This window comes from Nesterenkonia sandarakina (assembly GCF_013410215.1).
GTDB classification, from domain to species: domain Bacteria; phylum Actinomycetota; class Actinomycetes; order Actinomycetales; family Micrococcaceae; genus Nesterenkonia; species Nesterenkonia sandarakina.
In genome coordinates this window covers 304,827-319,556 of the sequence record NZ_JACCFQ010000001.1, presented here as the reverse complement: position 1 = coordinate 319,556, position 14,730 = coordinate 304,827, and the positions used below count along the sequence as shown (strand labels likewise).

The following is a 14,730-nucleotide window of genomic DNA, read 5'->3' as shown; positions in this document are numbered from 1 at the left end:
TACCCAATGGAGGGAAACAATGGTCAACACCGTTGCAACGGCGCCCGGTGCGAATAAGGCCAGTGGATCGAGGACCTCGGATTCCGCGATCACTGCTGATGCTCCCACGACACACCCCCCGCTGCTGAGCTTCGTCGAGGAGATCGCAGCCCTGACCCAGCCAGACCGGATCCACTGGGTGGATGGATCCGAGGCGGAGCACCGCAGACTCACCGACGAACTCGTCGAGGCGGGCACATTCACCCGACTCACCAGCCCCGACTTCCCGAACTCCTTCGCCGCGTTCTCCGACCCGGCCGATGTGGCCCGGGTGGAGTCGCGCACCTTCATCTGCTCCGAGAACGAGCGCGATGCCGGCTTCACCAACAACTGGGTCGAGCCGGCGCAGATGCGCGAGACCCTGCGCGGGGTCTTCGACGGCGCCATGCGCGGGCGCACCATGTACGTGATCCCCTTCGTGATGGGCCACCTCGACGCGGAGGACCCCAAATTCGGCGTGGAGATCACCGACTCCGCCTATGTGGTCACCAGTATGCGCATCATGGCCCGGATCGGCACCGATGTGCTGCACAAGATTCAGGAGCTGGACGCGTTCTTCGTCCCCGCGGTGCACTCGGTCGGCGCGCCCCTGGAGTCAGGGCAGCGCGATGTCCCCTGGCCGTGCAACGAGGAGAAGTACATCGTGCACTACCCGGAGACCCGAGAGATCTGGTCCTACGGCTCCGGCTACGGCGGCAACGCCCTGCTGGGGAAGAAGTGCTACGCCCTGCGCATCGCTTCGGTGATGGCCCGGGACGAGGGCTGGCTGGCCGAGCACATGCTCATCCTCAAGCTCACCAGCCCCGCGAACCGCAGCTACATCATCGCCGGCGCCTTCCCCTCGGCCTGCGGGAAGACGAACCTCGCGCTGATCGACCCCACCCTGGATGGGTGGAAGGCCGAGACCCTCGGTGATGACATCACCTGGATCCGGCCCGGGCACGACGGCGAGTTCCGGGTCATCAACCCGGAGTCCGGCTACTTCGGCGTCGCCCCGGGCACCGGCTGGCACACCAACGCCAATGCCATGCGAGCCATCGCCAAGGGCAACTCCGTGTTCACCAACTGCGCGCTCACCGACGACGGCGGGGTCTGGTGGGAGGGCATGACCCAGGAGCCCCCGGCGCACCTGACCGACTGGCGCGGTGAGGACTGGACTCCGGAGTCCGATCTGCCCGCGGCGCACCCCAACGCCCGGTTCTGCACCCCGATCGATCAGACCGACATGCTCGCCGAGGAGTACTTCGAGCCCAACGGGGTGAAGCTGGATGCGATCCTCTTCGGCGGCCGGCGCAAGACCACCGTCCCGCTGGTCACCCAGGCCCGTGACTGGAACCACGGGATCTTCTTCGGCGCCACGCTCTCCTCGGAGACCACCGCGGCGGCCGAGGGGGCGGTGGGCAATGTGCGCCGTGACCCGATGGCGATGCTGCCGTTCATCGGCTACGACGCCGGGGACTACCTCAAGCACTGGGTGGAGGTCTCCGATGAGGCCGATCAGGCGAAGCTGCCGGAGATCTTCCTGGTGAACTGGTTCCGCAAGGGTCGCGACGGGAAGATCGCCTGGCCCGGGTTCTCCGAGAACTCTCGGGTGCTCAAGTGGGTCACCGAACGCCTGGAGGGCGGCGGGAAGGCCGTGGAGACCCCGATCGGTTTCACCCCCACGATGGACGGCCTGGACCTCTCCGGGCTGGAGATCTCTCCCGAGGCGCTGACCGATTCGATCACCGTGCACCGCGACGAGTGGATCACCGAACTGGAGGGCATCGATGAATGGTTCGCCCAGTTCGGCGATTCCCTGCCGGAGTCCATCGCGGCCCAGAGCGAAGAGCTGCGACGTCGTCTGACCCCCTGAGGTGCACTGAGGACCCGAGCTGAGCCCTGAGGCCCGGCCGGCGCGGTCAACGCGCTGGCCGGGCCTTCTCGGCGCCCATGGCGGAGATCAGCTCGTAGAGCACGTGCGCGGCCGCGATCCCGGTCAGCTGGGCGTGGTCGTAGGCGGGGGAGACCTCCACGACGTCGACCCCGACGATCTGCTGATCGCTCAGGGAGCGGATGATCCGCAGCAGTTCCCGGCTGGTGAGCCCCCCGGCCTCCGGTGTCCCGGTTCCGGGGGCGTGAGCCGGGTCCAGCACGTCGATGTCCACCGAGATGTAGACCGGCTTCCCGGCCAGGCGCTCCTTGAGCCGGGTGATCGCCGCGGGGACCCCGTGTTCCTCGATGAACTCGCTGCTGGTGATCTGGAAGCCCAGCGCCGCGTCCTCGGTGAGATCGCCCTTGCCGTAGAGCGGTCCGCGGATCCCGAGATGCGCACTCGCGGTCAGATCGATGAACCCATCCTCGGAGGCGCGCCGGAACGGGGTGCCGTGGGTCAGCGGCACCCCGAAATAGGTGTCCCAGGTGTCCAGGTGCGCGTCGGCGTGCAGCACCGCCACCGGCCCGTGCTTCTCCGCCGCAGCGCGCAGCAGCGGGTACGCGATCGTGTGATCCCCGCCGATCACCGCGAGCCGGTCCGCCCGGGTCAGCAGCTGCTTCGCGCCCTGATAGACCTGCTCCATGGCCTCGTCCAGGTCGAACGGGTTCGCGACGATGTCCCCGGCGTCGGCCACCTGCTGCACCGCGAAGGGCGCGATGTCCTGAGCCGGGTTGTACGGGCGCAGCAGCCGGGAAGACTCCCGCACATGGGAGGGTCCGAACCGGGCGCCGGGCCGGTAGCTGACCCCGGAGTCGAACGGCACCCCGGTGACCGCGATGTCTGCGGTGCCCACGGCGTCCAGCAGCGGCAGCAGCGCGAAGCTCGCCGCCCCGGCGAAGCGCGGCGTACGGGAACTGTCCCGGGGCCCCACCGGGGACCGCGGGACCTCTGCTGACTCAGGGGTTGCAGGTGTATCCGGGTGATCTGCGTGCGCGTCGTGGGTGCTCATACGCCTCATTCTTGCGCGGCGACTGCCCAGATCGCGGCAACAGCGCGGGCTCGGTGCTGGCTAGGGGCGCGGCTCGGCGTCGCCGGAGGTGCCGGGCGCCGCGCGGGGCGCCCCGGCGTGGGTGAACCGGGGATCGGCGCGCAGCTGTTTGATCAGCGAGATCCCCAGCAGGGTCACGATGATCGTGAACGGCACCGCGGAGAGCAGCGCGGTCTGCTGCAGCGCCTCGAGTCCGCCGGCGATCAGCAGGACGACGGCGCACAGCCCGGTCAGCAGGCCCCAGGTGGCCAGCATCGGGCGCCTGGGCTGCATCGAGCCGCGGGAGGAGAGCACGCTGAGCACGAAGGTGTTCGAATCCGCGCTGGAGACGAAGAACAGGATCACCATGGCCACGGTGAGCACCGAGGTCACCGCGGTGAGCGGCAGCTCGGCGAGCAGCGCGAAGAAGGTCACGTTGGTGTCCTCCAGGGTCGCCTCGCCGAGGCTGGTCCCGAAGAACATGTCCAGGTGGATCGTGGCGCCGCCGAAGATGGTGAACCACAGGCTGAAGACCAGCGTCGGGACCCCCAGCACCGCCACCACGAACTCCCGGATGGTGCGCCCCTTGGAGATCTTTGCCAGGAAGATTCCCACGAAGGCGCCCCAGCTCAGCCACCAGGCCATCATGAAGTAGGTCCACCACTGCATCCACTGCAGATCCTCGGGGGTGCCCGGGGTGAGCAGCGCGACCATCGGCAGCTCCGCGACGAACTGCCCCATGGAGCGGAAGTAGAGGTTGGAGATGAAGCTGGTCGGGCCCACGATCAGCACGAAGAGCCCGAGCGCGGCCGCAGCCAGCATGGTCGCCTTGCTGATCCATTTGATGCCGCGGGTGACTCCGGACATCGCGGAGAGGGTGAAGACCACGGTGATCCCGGCGATGATGATGACCTGCACGAAGAGGTCCGAGGGGATGCCGGTGAGGCTGTTGACCCCTTCCGCGATCTGCGCCGCGCCGAGCCCCAGCGAGGTGGTGGTGCCGAAGAGGGTGGCGATGATGGTGAAGATGTCGATGAGCTGACCCGCCCACCCGTCCATGCTTTTGCCGAGCACCGGGCGCAGCATCGGGGAGATCAGTCCGGTGTTGTGCAGCCGGTGCGTGGAGTAGGCGATGGCCAGACCGAAGACGCCGAACAGCGCCCACGCATTGGGTCCCCAGTTGAAGTAGGAGAACTGCATGGCGCGCACGGCGGCATCCATGGTCTCCGGCTCGGCGAGCCCGTGCGGGGGCACCATGAAGTGGCTCATCGGTTCTGCCGCGCCGTAGCTGATCAGTCCGATGCCCATCACGGTGCCGCAGATCATCGCGATCCAGGACCAGTTGCTGAACTGCGGGCGGTCATCATCTGCGCCGAGGCGGATCTTCCCGAACCGGCTCAGCCCGAGGTAGATCATCAACACGATGCACCCGGCGGTGACCACCAGGTAGGCCCAGCCGATGTTCTGTGAGGACCAGTTCGACGCCGCCGTCATCACCAGGTTCAGACTCTCCGGGGCCAGGGCCGCCCAAAGCACGAAGCTCAGCAGCGCCGCCACGGAGACGATGAAGACCCCACTGGGGCGGGAGCGGGGAGGCGTCGCGCCGTTGCGTTCGGCGTGGTTCTCCCCGAGGCCCTGGTGCGGGCCGCTTGGTCCCCGGTCGCTCGGTCCTGTGTCGCTGGGTCCCGTGCCATTGCGTTCGGCGTCGGTGCCCGCAGCGGGCCTCTGGTGCTGGCTGGTCATCTGTCTCACACGTCCTTGGCTCAGCGAATCGAGCCTGCAGCCCGCCGCGACGAATGCGCAGGCGAGTGCCAGAACATCGGGGACCAGCATACTGAACCTGATGTGTGTGATGGTGCCGTGGCCGCCGGCGGATCGGGGTCGGCCGCGGAGCCCGCGACCCTGTGGCCCTGGCCAGCGCGCCGCAGGTACTCTTAGCTGCGAGCTGCACGTGGTTCGTGTCACACGAGGTTGTGTGACATCGAAGATGACGAAGGAGACAGTGCGTTGACTGATCATTCTGAGGGTGCGACGCCGGGCCCGGCGCAGCGCAGCGACGTCATCGACGAGGCGGGGCCCGCCCGGGCTCCGGGGAGGACCTGGGCCTTCCGCGGCCTGGGGGTGGCGCTGGCGATCCTGGTGTGGGCGCTGCTCGGTGCGGCAGACCTCTCGGCGGATGCACGCACGGTCGCCGCCGTGGCGGTGCTGATGGCCGTGTGGTGGATGACCGAATCGATGCCGCTCTCGGTGACCTCGTTGCTGCCGATCGTGCTGTTCCCGGTGCTGACCGCGCTGGAGATCGCTGAGGTCACGGCTCCCTATGCGAACCCGATCGTCTTTCTGTTCCTCGGTGGCTTCCTGATCGCCATCGCCATGCAGAAATGGAACCTGCACCGCCGGATCGCGCTGCTCACGCTGCGCCGGGTCGGCACACATCCGCGGCAGATCATCCTGGGCATGATGATCGCGACCGCATTCCTCTCCATGTGGGTCTCCAACACCGCGACCACGTTGATGATGCTGCCCATCGGGCTCAGCGTGCTGACCCTGGTCGTGGAGAACAGCCGGAACACCGGCACCAGCGCCGAGAGCGCGTCCCTCTCCGAGGAGATCCGCTCGGGCAAGGCGATCAGCGACGTCATCGAGAACCGCGAGGTGCGGGTCTTCGGCGTCGCCCTGGTGCTCTCCATCGCCTGGGCGGCGACCATCGGCGGGCTCGGCACGCTGCTGGGCTCACCTCCGAACGCCATCGTCGCCGGGTACATCAGCGATGAGCTGGGCCAGACCGTCGGGTTCGCCCAGTGGATGCTGCTCGGTGTGCCGATCGTGATCGTCTTCATCGGTCTGTCCTGGCTGCTGATCACCCGGGTGATGTTCCGCTTCCAGCTCGAGGAGATCCCTGGCGGCAAGAAGCTGATCAACGAGGAGATCGCCGGTCTGGGTCGGATGAGCCAGGGCGAGAAGGTCGTGCTCGGGGTCTTCGTCACCGCCGCCTTCTGCTGGATCGTTCCCGGCGTGCTCTCCGGCATCGGAAACCTCGCGGAGCAGCTGCCCTGGCTGGAGCTCTTCGATGACACCGTGATCGCCATCGGCGCCGGCGTCCTGCTGTTCCTGATCCCCGGGGACAAGCGCGGGAACATGACCCTGCAGTGGAAGGACGCCGAGGAGGGCCTGCCCTGGGGCGTGCTGCTGCTCTTCGGCGGCGGACTCTCGCTGGCCGCAGCCGTGGCCGCCACCGGGCTCGACGCCTGGTTCGGCGAGCAGGTCAGCGGACTCGGCGCACTGCCGATCGTCCTGCTCCTGGCAGTGGTGGTGCTCATCGTGCTGCTGCTGACCGAGATCACCAGCAACACTGCCACAGCGGCTACCTTCATCCCGATCCTGGGCGGTGTCGCCGTGGGCATCGGGGTGGACCCGATGACGCTGCTGATTCCGGCCGCGCTCGCCGCGACCTGCGCCTTCATGCTCCCGGTGGGCACCCCGCCCAACGCCATCGTCTACGCCACGGGCTATGTGAAGATCACCGAGATGGTCCGCGGCGGCCTGGTCCTCAACGTGGTCGGCGTCATCCTGATCACGATCTTCACGGTGCTCCTGGGCCCGCTCGCCTTCGACATGGTGTTCTGAGCCGGCTCCACCGACCATCCGAGCCATGGGTGGTCGCTGCTGTGACTGGTCAGGTTCTGAGGGGTCGGAGCCGGGAGCAGGCGGTGCTGGACGGCACCGTCGGGCAGCTCCACCGCCGGGCCGAGATCTGATCCTGCGCAAGGGTTTCTCAGGTCCTTCGCGCGTGACAGACTGACACCACAGATCAGGGTGCGTCCCGGATGCTCCACGTCGCGGAGGCCCTATGTTGCCCCAGAACTCAAGCCGGTCAGACACGGGACTCTCGCCGTCGAGCGGGGACGTCACAGCCGAGTCTCAAGCGGCCGCAGGTGACAGCCGCCCGGGTGCCCACGGTTCAGGCGTCCACGGCCCGAATGTCGACGGGCCGGGTGTCGACGGCTCGGGGGTCGATGGCCCGGGTGTCGACGGCAATGACGCTGGCGGCCCTGGTGGTGAGAGCACGCGTATCAACGGCACCGGTGTCGACGCCGGCGGTCAGGGTGCCGCGATCGATCCGCGCATCGATCGGCAGGACCAGGCGGCCCTGCCCCGGCCGATCGTGCGTCCCGCGGAGGAGCCCGAGACGGAGCTGAGCTTCACGCAGAGCCTGACCCAGCATGTGGTCGACTCCTGGAACCACTCCGCCGCCGAGGAGGCTCACCTGGATTGGCCGGAGTCGCGCCAGGACCAGGACTCCGCGCCGGACCGGGAGCCCTATCGCTTCGAAGACTCCAGCGCCCCGCCGCTGTTTCCCACCGGAACCTATTTCCCCCCGGACACCGGAACGGGGGTAGGAGCTCACCCGGGCACAGGCGTGGTGACCGGCGCGGCGACGGTTCCAGGATCCGGCCGGCCCGCCGATGCGGGAGCCCCACCCGCAACGGGGCACACCGAGGCTCCCGAGCAGGACGGGCTCACCCCGGCCCGCCGGGCCAGCTTCCCTGGCCGGCTCCTGGCGCAGAGACTCATCCGACCGGTCTCCCAGGTCTCCCAGGCGACCGGTCAGATGTCGACCCTGGACTGGCTCTCCGGCACCCCGTTCGAGAACCCGCACCAGGCACAGGAGCCAGGCGAGGCCGACGAGCTCGTCACCATCAACCTGGTCCTGGACCTCGGGGAGGCGCTCTTCCGGTACGGCGCGGGCGCACTCGAGGTGGAGACCTCGATCCTCGCGGTGACCTCGGCGTTCGGGATGAAGAACACCGACGTGGACATCACCAACCAATCGATCATCCTCAACTGGTCCCCACCCGGAAAGGTGCCCTACTCGCGGGTGCGGGTGGTGCGCTCCTGGTCCGCGAACTTCCGGGCGCTCTCCGAGGTGCACACCCTGGTCACCGATATCGCGTTCGGACGGATCACTCGGGCCGAGGCCGAGGAGACGCTGCAGGACATCCTCCGGGACCCCAAGCCATACCCGCGCTGGGTGGTGGCCACCGCGGGGGCGCTCTTCGCCGGGCTCTTCGCGAGCTACACCGGGGCCCCGCTGCTGGACGCCTCGCTGGGGTTCCTCGCGACACTTCTGGTCCTCGCGGTCATCCGCCAGCTCACCATCTGGCGCGTGCCGGAGATCTTCACCCTCGCGGTGGGCGGCTTCCTCGCCACGGCCGTGGCGCTGTGTGCGCTCACCCTGGGCGCCCCGATCACCACCTCCATGGTGGTCGCCGGGGGACTGATGATCCTGCTGCCCAGCGTGCGGATCGTCTCGGCCATCCAGGACGCGATCAACGCCTTCCCGATCACTGCGGCCGGGCGTCTGGTCTCCTCGCTGGTGGCCTTCTCCGGACTCACCGCAGGGATCATGGTCGGCGTCGTGCTCACCGGGCGCGCCGGAGCGCCGGAGCTGGACGTGACCCGGGAGATCATGCGGATCTACCACCCGGGCGTGCTCACCGCACTGGTCTTCCTGACCGCGATCACCGCGGCCATCGTGCAGCAGGCGCCCTACCGGCTGCTGCTGCCCACCGGAGCCGTGGCCGCGCTCGGGTTCGGCGGAGTCTCGGTCGGGGAGATGATGGGCTTCGGAGGCTGGTTCACCCCGATCCTGGGCGCCACCGTGGTCGGGGCCCTGGCCCGGGTCGTGGCGCTGCGACTGCGCGCCCCGCAGCTGGTGGTGGCGGTCCCGGCGATGATGTTCATGCTCCCCGGGCTGATCGTCTTCCGCGGGATGTACCAGATCGCCATCAGCCAGTCCTCGGTCAACCGGACCGCCGGGCTCTACGAGATCTTCGACGCGCTGATCATCATCATGGCGATCGCCGCCGGGATCGTGCTCGGCGACGTGCTGATGCGCCCACTGACCAAGCGGCTGCAGTCCAATGAACGCACCAAGGGTCGACGCCGCTGAGCGCCGCCGTGCGCAGGGGCTCGCGCGATCAGGGGCTCGGGAGATACTAGGCCCATGCGAATCGCCCTGATGCAGCAGACCGCCCGCCCGCTGGCGCTGGAGCACAATATCGATCTGATCGACGACGCCGCAGCCCAGGCCCGCTCGCAGGGGGCGCAGCTGCTGCTCACCCCGGAGCTCTTCGGCTTCGGCTACGTCCCGGAGATGATCCGCGCCCAGGTCAGCCCGAAGCAGGTCGAGGCCGCGCGGTCCAGGCTGCTCAGCATTGCGCGGGAGCGGGGGATCGCCCTGGTGTGGTCCCTGCCCGGCACCGAGGCGCCGGACCAGCGCGGAATCACCGCCGAGCTCGCCGATGACCACGGCGAGCTGCTCGCCAGCTACCAGAAGGTCCAGCTCTTCGGACCCGAGGAGCGGGCGGCGTTCCTCCCCGGGGACCAGCCCCCGCCGGTGATCCATTGGCGTGGACGGCGGCTGGGGCTGCTGGTCTGTTACGACGTGGAGTTCCCCGAGATGGTCCGCGCCGCCGCGGTGCGCGGGGCTGAGCTGCTGATGGTGCCCACCGCGCTGGCCGGGGACGAGGCCTCGGTGCCCGGGATCCTGCTGCCAGCGCGCGCGGTGGAGAACGGGATCACCCTGGCCTATGCGAATCACTGCGGCACCGAGGGTGGGCTGATCTTCGACGGTCGCAGCGTCGTCCTGGGACCGGCCGGGCAGCCGCTGGGGCAGCTGGGCGCGGAACCGGGACTGCTGGTGGTGGACCTGCCCGAACTCAGCGAGGGTCCCGGCGCCGCCACTGCGGACTACCTGCAGGACCGACGGGCAGAGCTGCACCGGGGCTGGCTGTAAGGAGCGGAGCCTCAGCCGCGCATCGCGCGGTCACCAGCGGTTGCGCTCACCAGCAGCCGTGCTCACCAGCAGTCGCGAGCGCCCGTTCACCAGAGGTTGCGCTCGGCCTCGAGCGCCCGCTCAGTCCAGCCGCACCGGGGCCAGGTCCTCCCAGAGATCACCCGGGCCCGGGTTCTGCGGGGAGGCGGTGCCGCCCAGGTGGTGCAGCACGCCCCACACCGCGTTCAACGCCGTGGTCACCGCGCCCTCGGCCCAGCCCGCGGTGAAGGAGATGTCATCCCCGGCGAGAAAGACCCCGCGCTGGTGCTCCGGCAGCCGGTCCTGGATGAAGTGTCCGAAGAGCCGCTCCTGATAGCGGTAGTGCCCGGGCAGGTTGTTCTTGAAGGCGCCCATGAAGTTCGGGTCTGCCTCCCAGGAGACGGTGATCGGCTCGCCGATCATATGCGCGCCGATGTCCACCCCGGGGTAGATCTTCGCCAGCGAGTGCAGCATCAGCCGAGTCCGTTCCGCGGCGTCCAGGGGAAGCCATTTCAGCGCGTCGTCGTTCCAGGTGTAGCTGAGCAGGATCGCGGCAGGCCGGTCCGGGCCCTCATCCAGCAGGTAGGTGGCACGCGGGAGCCGGTCGGTGAGCGTCATGGACATCACCGGGCGCCCGGTCTCCGGGTCGATGTCGCGCCAGAACGGCCGGTCCACCATCACGAAGGTCTTCGAGGAGAGCATGTAGTGGCTCTTCTCGATCGCGGTCCACATCGACGGGGCGAACAGGTTCTCATCGGTGTCGATCCGCGCCGAGAGCAGCCAGGACTGACACGTCACCACTGCGGCGGCGAACTCCTGGGTGCGGCCCCATTTCTCGGTGACCCGCACCCCGCCGCCGGGCAGCGACTGGCTGGTGCCGCGGTGGATCCCGGAGACCGCGCCGCGCGGGGCGCCGCCGTGCAGCGACTCCAGCGAGGTCCCGGCGGGCCAGTGCGCCAGCTGCTCCGGCGAGTGCTTCCAGAGCTGGACCGGCAGCCGCTGGGCGCCGCCGAGGATGCTGCGGTGGTGATCATCGGCCCCGGTGAACACCACGCGGAGCACCTCGAGGATCGAATTCGTGAAGTCGGTGTCCCAGCCGCCGCTGCCGAAGCCGACCTGACCGAAGGCCTCAAGGTGCTCGAAGCTGAGCTCCTTGAACGCCTGGGTGGAGGAGAGGAAGCCGTAGAAGGATTCATCATCGAAGCGCTGCACCAGCTGGTTCCACAGCCGCTTCAGCTCGGCGACGTCGCGCTCGCAGATAGCCTGCTGCACCGCCGCGAGCTCTGCGTCCTCGGTCAGGGCGCGCTGCCAGGCCTGGGCCACCTCGGCGAAGAAGGGCGGCAGGTGACTGGCGTCCTCGGCATAGTGCGACTGGCCCTTGAGCTCGATCACCGTAGAAGGTGTCGCCGGGGTCAGCGGGTTCGGGAACTCCCGGGTGGGCAGCTCCAGCAGATCCACATAGTGGTAGAACGCCTTGCCCGAGGTGGGGAAGCGCATCCCGCCCAGGTCTGCGACCACCTCCGGGGCCGCGGCGAAGGGCTGGGTCTTCAGCCGGCCGCCGATCTCGCCCGCCTCGAAGATCACCGGCTTCAGCCCCAGCTTCATCAGCTCATAGGCGGCGACGACGCCGGCCAGCCCGGCCCCGATCACCGCGACCTCGGTGCCCTGTGCCTGCTCCGGGAGGTTGCCCAGACCCGCCGGGTGCTGCAGGTAGTGGTCGTAGCTGAACGGGAAGTCCGGGTTCAACATGGTCAGCGTGGCCTCCCCGGGTGCGGCGTCGGCCGGATCCGGGGTCTCGGGCAGCGGGCTGGAGAGCGTCATAGTGATCAGCTTATGGGGCCGGGGGAGGAGTCCATGCGACCACCGGTTGGCGACGCCCGGCTTCGGGCGAGCATCCAGACTGTCGGTGGAAGGTGGGAGCCCATATGCCCCAAGGATCAGAGGACCATACCGATGGCACGCTTCACCTCCGGCTTCACCGCGACCAGCACCGCCTCCGAGGTTCTGGAAGGGATTGATCTGCGCGGGAAGTCCGCGGTCGTGACCGGAGCCTCCTCCGGGATCGGGGTGGAGACCGCCCGCGCACTCGCCGGGGCCGGAGCTCACGTGGTGCTTGCCGTGCGCGATGTGCCGGCGGGCCGCCGAGCCGCCGATGACATCGCCGGCACCCATCCAGGGGCCTCCCTGGAGGTCAGAGCACTCGACCTGGCCGACCTCAGCTCGGTGAAGCGGTTCACAGACCGCTGGTCAGGTCCGCTGCACCTGCTGATCAACAACGCAGGCATCATGATGACGCCCGAGCTGCGGACCCCGCAGGGGTGGGAGCTGCAGTTCGCCACCAATCATCTCGGCCATTTCGCCCTCACACTGGGACTCCATGCTGGACTTCTCAAGTCCGGCGAGGCCCGAATCGTCTCGGTCAGCTCCTCCGGACACGGGATGTCAGACATCGTCTACGAAGACCTGTTCTTCGAGCGCAGGACCTACGATCCCGGCCAGGCCTACGGCCAGTCCAAGACCGCGAACGTGCTCTTCGCCGTGGAGGCCTCACGCCGGTGGGCCACAGCGGGCATTACCGCCAACGCCGTGATGCCCGGAGGCATCTGGACCAACCTGCAGCGTCACTGGGAGCCGCAGGCGCTCGCCGACACCAAGGCCTATGTGGCAGAGGCCGGCATCGCGGTGAAGACGCCCGCTCAGGGCGCTGCCACGTCGGTCCTCGCCGCCGCATCCCCGCTGCTCGACGGCGTCGGCGGGCTCTACCTCGAGGATTGCCAGCAGGCAGAGACGGTCGAGGAGATCGTCAACGGCACCCACGGTGTGAAGGCCTATGCACTGGACCCCGAGAATGCCAGGCGGCTCTGGACCAGGTCCACGGAACTTCTGCGAACGAGTTAGGTTCACCTTCCCAATAATTTGCTAACATGCAGATGTGCGAATCAAACAGAAGCCCGCCGCGCTGCGCACCGAGTCCGTCTCGGTCTCCTACGGAGCCTCCCCGGTGGTCCACGACGCCAGCATCGAGCTGCTCCCCGGAGGGGTCACCGCCTTGATCGGCCCCAACGGCAGCGGCAAGTCCACTCTGTTGCGCGGGATCTGCCGGTTGGCGCACACCACCGGGCAGGTCACCGTGGACGGTGAGGACAGCGCAGCACTCTCACCGCGGGCCTTCGCCAAGCGGCTGACCATCCTCGCCCAGCAGCGCCCCACCCCCGGCGGTCTCACCGTGACCGAAGTGGTCGAGCTCGGACGCCACCCGCACCGCAGGCGCTTCAGCCGCACCGACCAGGCCTGCCGAGACGCCGTGGAGCGCGCCATCGGCCTCACCGGTCTCGAGGAGCTGCGTCACCGTCCCGTCGCGGAACTCTCCGGCGGGCAGCTGCAGCGGGTCTGGCTGGCCACCTGCCTGGCCCAGGAGACCGACGTGCTGCTGCTGGATGAACCCACCACGTTCCTGGACCTCAAGCACCAGATGAGCCTGCTGGACCTGATCCGCGATCTCGCCGACACCCACGGCCTGACCATCGGAGTGGTGCTCCATGACCTGGAGCAGGCCGCCGATATCGCCGACCGCGTCATCCTGGTCTCCGAAGGCCGGATCACCGCCGCCGGAACCCCGACCGAGGTGATGACCGCGGAACGGCTCAGCGCCACCTTCGGAGTCGACATCCAGGTCGCCCCGCTGCCCTTCGGCGGGATCGCCGTGCGCGCCCAGCGGGCCGGTCGGCGCTCCACCTCCCGGATCGAAGAGCTCGCCGAGCCGGTGCTGCTCTCCGCCTGAGCCTCCCCGCACGCCGGGCCGGCCGACCCTCACCCGGTCGCGCCCGGAATCAGCCGTGCCCGCCTCAAGATCTCCATCCTCGCTTCACCCCTACCGAAAGGAACCCCGCCCACTATGAACCGCACTGACCGCCTCGGCAGGACCACCGCGGCAGCCGCCGTCGTCCTGCTGGCGCTGACCGCCTGTGGCACCACCGATGTCGATGAGACCGAGCAGGACGCCGCGGCCGCCGACTCCGGCCCGGTCACCGTGACCGACTACCGCGGCGAGGAGATCACCCTCGACGCCCCGGCGGAACGCGTGGTCACCCTGGAGTGGGCGCAGACGGAGAACGTCGAGATCCTCGGCGGCAACCAGGTCGGCGTGGCTGACCTGGAGGGCTACGGGATGTGGAACTCCGCGGCTCCGCTGGACGAGGACACCACCGACGTGGGGCTGCGCACCGAGCCCAGCCTGGAGGCCATCGGCCAGGCGGACCCGGACCTGATCCTCGGCGTGGACGTCTCCGTGCCGGAGGGGCTGCTGGAGGACCTCGAGGATATCGCGCCGGTGGTGCTGCAGCCCGGCGCCGACGCCTCGGATCCGCTGGGGAACATGGAGGAGAACTTCCGGATGACCGCGGAGCTGCTCGGCGCCGAAGACCGCGCGGACGAGGTCTGGGCCGATTTCGAGGCCACCCGCGACGCCGGTGCTGAGGCCATTGAAGCCGCTGGCGCCGAGGGGACTCCGTTCGTGCTGGTCTACCCGACGGTGGAGGGCAACACGGCCACCTTCCGGATGCACGGCCCGGGCGCCCTCGCGCAGACCCTGGGTGAGGAGATCGGGCTGGAGTCGGCCTGGGAGGACGAGGGCGATGAGGCCTTCGCGATCAGCCAGTCCGACATCGAGGGCCTCACCGCGCTGGAGGATGACACGATCCTGTACTGGTGGACCGCCGAGACGGAGCCCGAGGACCCCTTCTCCGCGCTGGAGGAAAACTCGGTCTGGAACTCGCTGGGCTTCGTCGAGAATGAGGCCACCCACCCGGTGGAGGAGATCTGGATCTACGGCGGCCCCGCCTCGGCAGGTCAGTGGATCGACTACCTCGCCGAGACCGCAGCCGAGACCGCCGGTCAGCAGTGATTGACCTGACCTGCAGAGATTGAACTGAC

The 14,730-nt window shown here is 68.7% G+C and carries 10 protein-coding genes; 7 read left to right on the top strand and 3 right to left on the bottom strand.

Going from position 1 to position 14,730, the window contains the following annotated elements:
* Positions 1-19 precede the first annotated feature (19 nt).
* Positions 20-1,894 (top strand): phosphoenolpyruvate carboxykinase (GTP), encoded by a 1,875-nt coding sequence (locus HNR11_RS01445; protein ID WP_179440792.1) that lies wholly within the window; start codon positions 20-22, stop codon positions 1,892-1,894.
* A 46-nt stretch (positions 1,895-1,940) separates the two neighbouring features.
* On the opposite strand, the gene speB is transcribed toward HNR11_RS01445, so the two are convergent.
* Positions 1,941-2,963, bottom strand: coding sequence for an agmatinase (speB, locus tag HNR11_RS01440; RefSeq protein ID WP_179440791.1), 1,023 nt, complete (start codon positions 2,961-2,963; stop codon positions 1,941-1,943).
* 60 nt (positions 2,964-3,023) lie between these two features.
* Entirely contained in the window at positions 3,024-4,724 is a 1,701-nt protein-coding gene (locus tag HNR11_RS01435; RefSeq protein WP_179440790.1) for a BCCT family transporter, read from the bottom strand.
* Between the two features lie 264 nt (positions 4,725-4,988).
* Here HNR11_RS01435 and HNR11_RS01430 point away from each other — a divergent pair, with 264 nt between their 5' ends.
* From HNR11_RS01430 to HNR11_RS01420, 3 genes are all read left to right on the top strand, one after another.
* Positions 4,989-6,608, top strand: coding sequence for an SLC13 family permease (locus HNR11_RS01430; protein ID WP_218849630.1), 1,620 nt, complete (start codon positions 4,989-4,991; stop codon positions 6,606-6,608).
* A 223-nt stretch (positions 6,609-6,831) separates the two neighbouring features.
* Positions 6,832-8,934 (top strand): threonine/serine exporter family protein, encoded by a 2,103-nt coding sequence (locus HNR11_RS01425; protein ID WP_179440789.1) that lies wholly within the window; start codon positions 6,832-6,834, stop codon positions 8,932-8,934.
* 54 nt (positions 8,935-8,988) lie between these two features.
* Positions 8,989-9,780 (top strand): carbon-nitrogen hydrolase family protein, encoded by a 792-nt coding sequence (locus HNR11_RS01420; RefSeq protein WP_179440788.1) that lies wholly within the window; start codon positions 8,989-8,991, stop codon positions 9,778-9,780.
* A 120-nt stretch (positions 9,781-9,900) separates the two neighbouring features.
* Here HNR11_RS01420 and HNR11_RS01415 read toward each other — a convergent pair whose 3' ends face one another.
* Entirely contained in the window at positions 9,901-11,619 is a 1,719-nt protein-coding gene (locus HNR11_RS01415; RefSeq protein ID WP_179440787.1) for a flavin monoamine oxidase family protein, read from the bottom strand.
* 132 nt (positions 11,620-11,751) lie between these two features.
* On the opposite strand from HNR11_RS01415, the gene HNR11_RS01410 reads away from it, so the two are divergent.
* The 3 genes from HNR11_RS01410 (at position 11,752) to HNR11_RS01400 (ending at position 14,701) form a co-directional block, all read left to right on the top strand.
* Positions 11,752-12,696 carry an SDR family NAD(P)-dependent oxidoreductase gene (locus HNR11_RS01410; RefSeq protein ID WP_179440786.1) on the top strand — a complete coding sequence of 315 codons (945 nt, stop codon included), beginning with the start codon at positions 11,752-11,754 and terminating at the stop codon, positions 12,694-12,696.
* 34 nt (positions 12,697-12,730) lie between these two features.
* Positions 12,731-13,579 carry an ABC transporter ATP-binding protein gene (locus HNR11_RS01405; RefSeq protein WP_343050548.1) on the top strand — a complete coding sequence of 283 codons (849 nt, stop codon included), beginning with the start codon at positions 12,731-12,733 and terminating at the stop codon, positions 13,577-13,579.
* A gap of 114 nt (positions 13,580-13,693) precedes the next feature.
* On the top strand, positions 13,694-14,701 hold the full coding sequence (locus HNR11_RS01400) for an ABC transporter substrate-binding protein (protein ID WP_179440785.1): 1,008 nt from the start codon (positions 13,694-13,696) through the stop codon (positions 14,699-14,701).
* Positions 14,702-14,730 lie beyond the last annotated feature (29 nt).

Bases quoted from the DNA above. Each gene is read 5' to 3' on its own strand.
- HNR11_RS01415 (WP_179440787.1), bottom strand. From the start codon at position 11,619: ATGACGCTCTCCAGCCCGCTGCCCGAGACCCCGGATCCGGCCGACGCC.
- HNR11_RS01410 (WP_179440786.1), top strand. From the start codon at position 11,752: ATGGCACGCTTCACCTCCGGCTTCACCGCGACCAGCACCGCCTCCGAG.
- HNR11_RS01420 (WP_179440788.1), top strand. From the start codon at position 8,989: ATGCGAATCGCCCTGATGCAGCAGACCGCCCGCCCGCTGGCGCTGGAG.
- HNR11_RS01445 (WP_179440792.1), top strand. From the start codon at position 20: ATGGTCAACACCGTTGCAACGGCGCCCGGTGCGAATAAGGCCAGTGGA.
- speB (WP_179440791.1), bottom strand. From the start codon at position 2,963: ATGAGCACCCACGACGCGCACGCAGATCACCCGGATACACCTGCAACC.
- HNR11_RS01425 (WP_179440789.1), top strand. From the start codon at position 6,832: ATGTTGCCCCAGAACTCAAGCCGGTCAGACACGGGACTCTCGCCGTCG.
- HNR11_RS01400 (WP_179440785.1), top strand. From the start codon at position 13,694: ATGAACCGCACTGACCGCCTCGGCAGGACCACCGCGGCAGCCGCCGTC.
- HNR11_RS01435 (WP_179440790.1), bottom strand. From the start codon at position 4,724: ATGACCAGCCAGCACCAGAGGCCCGCTGCGGGCACCGACGCCGAACGC.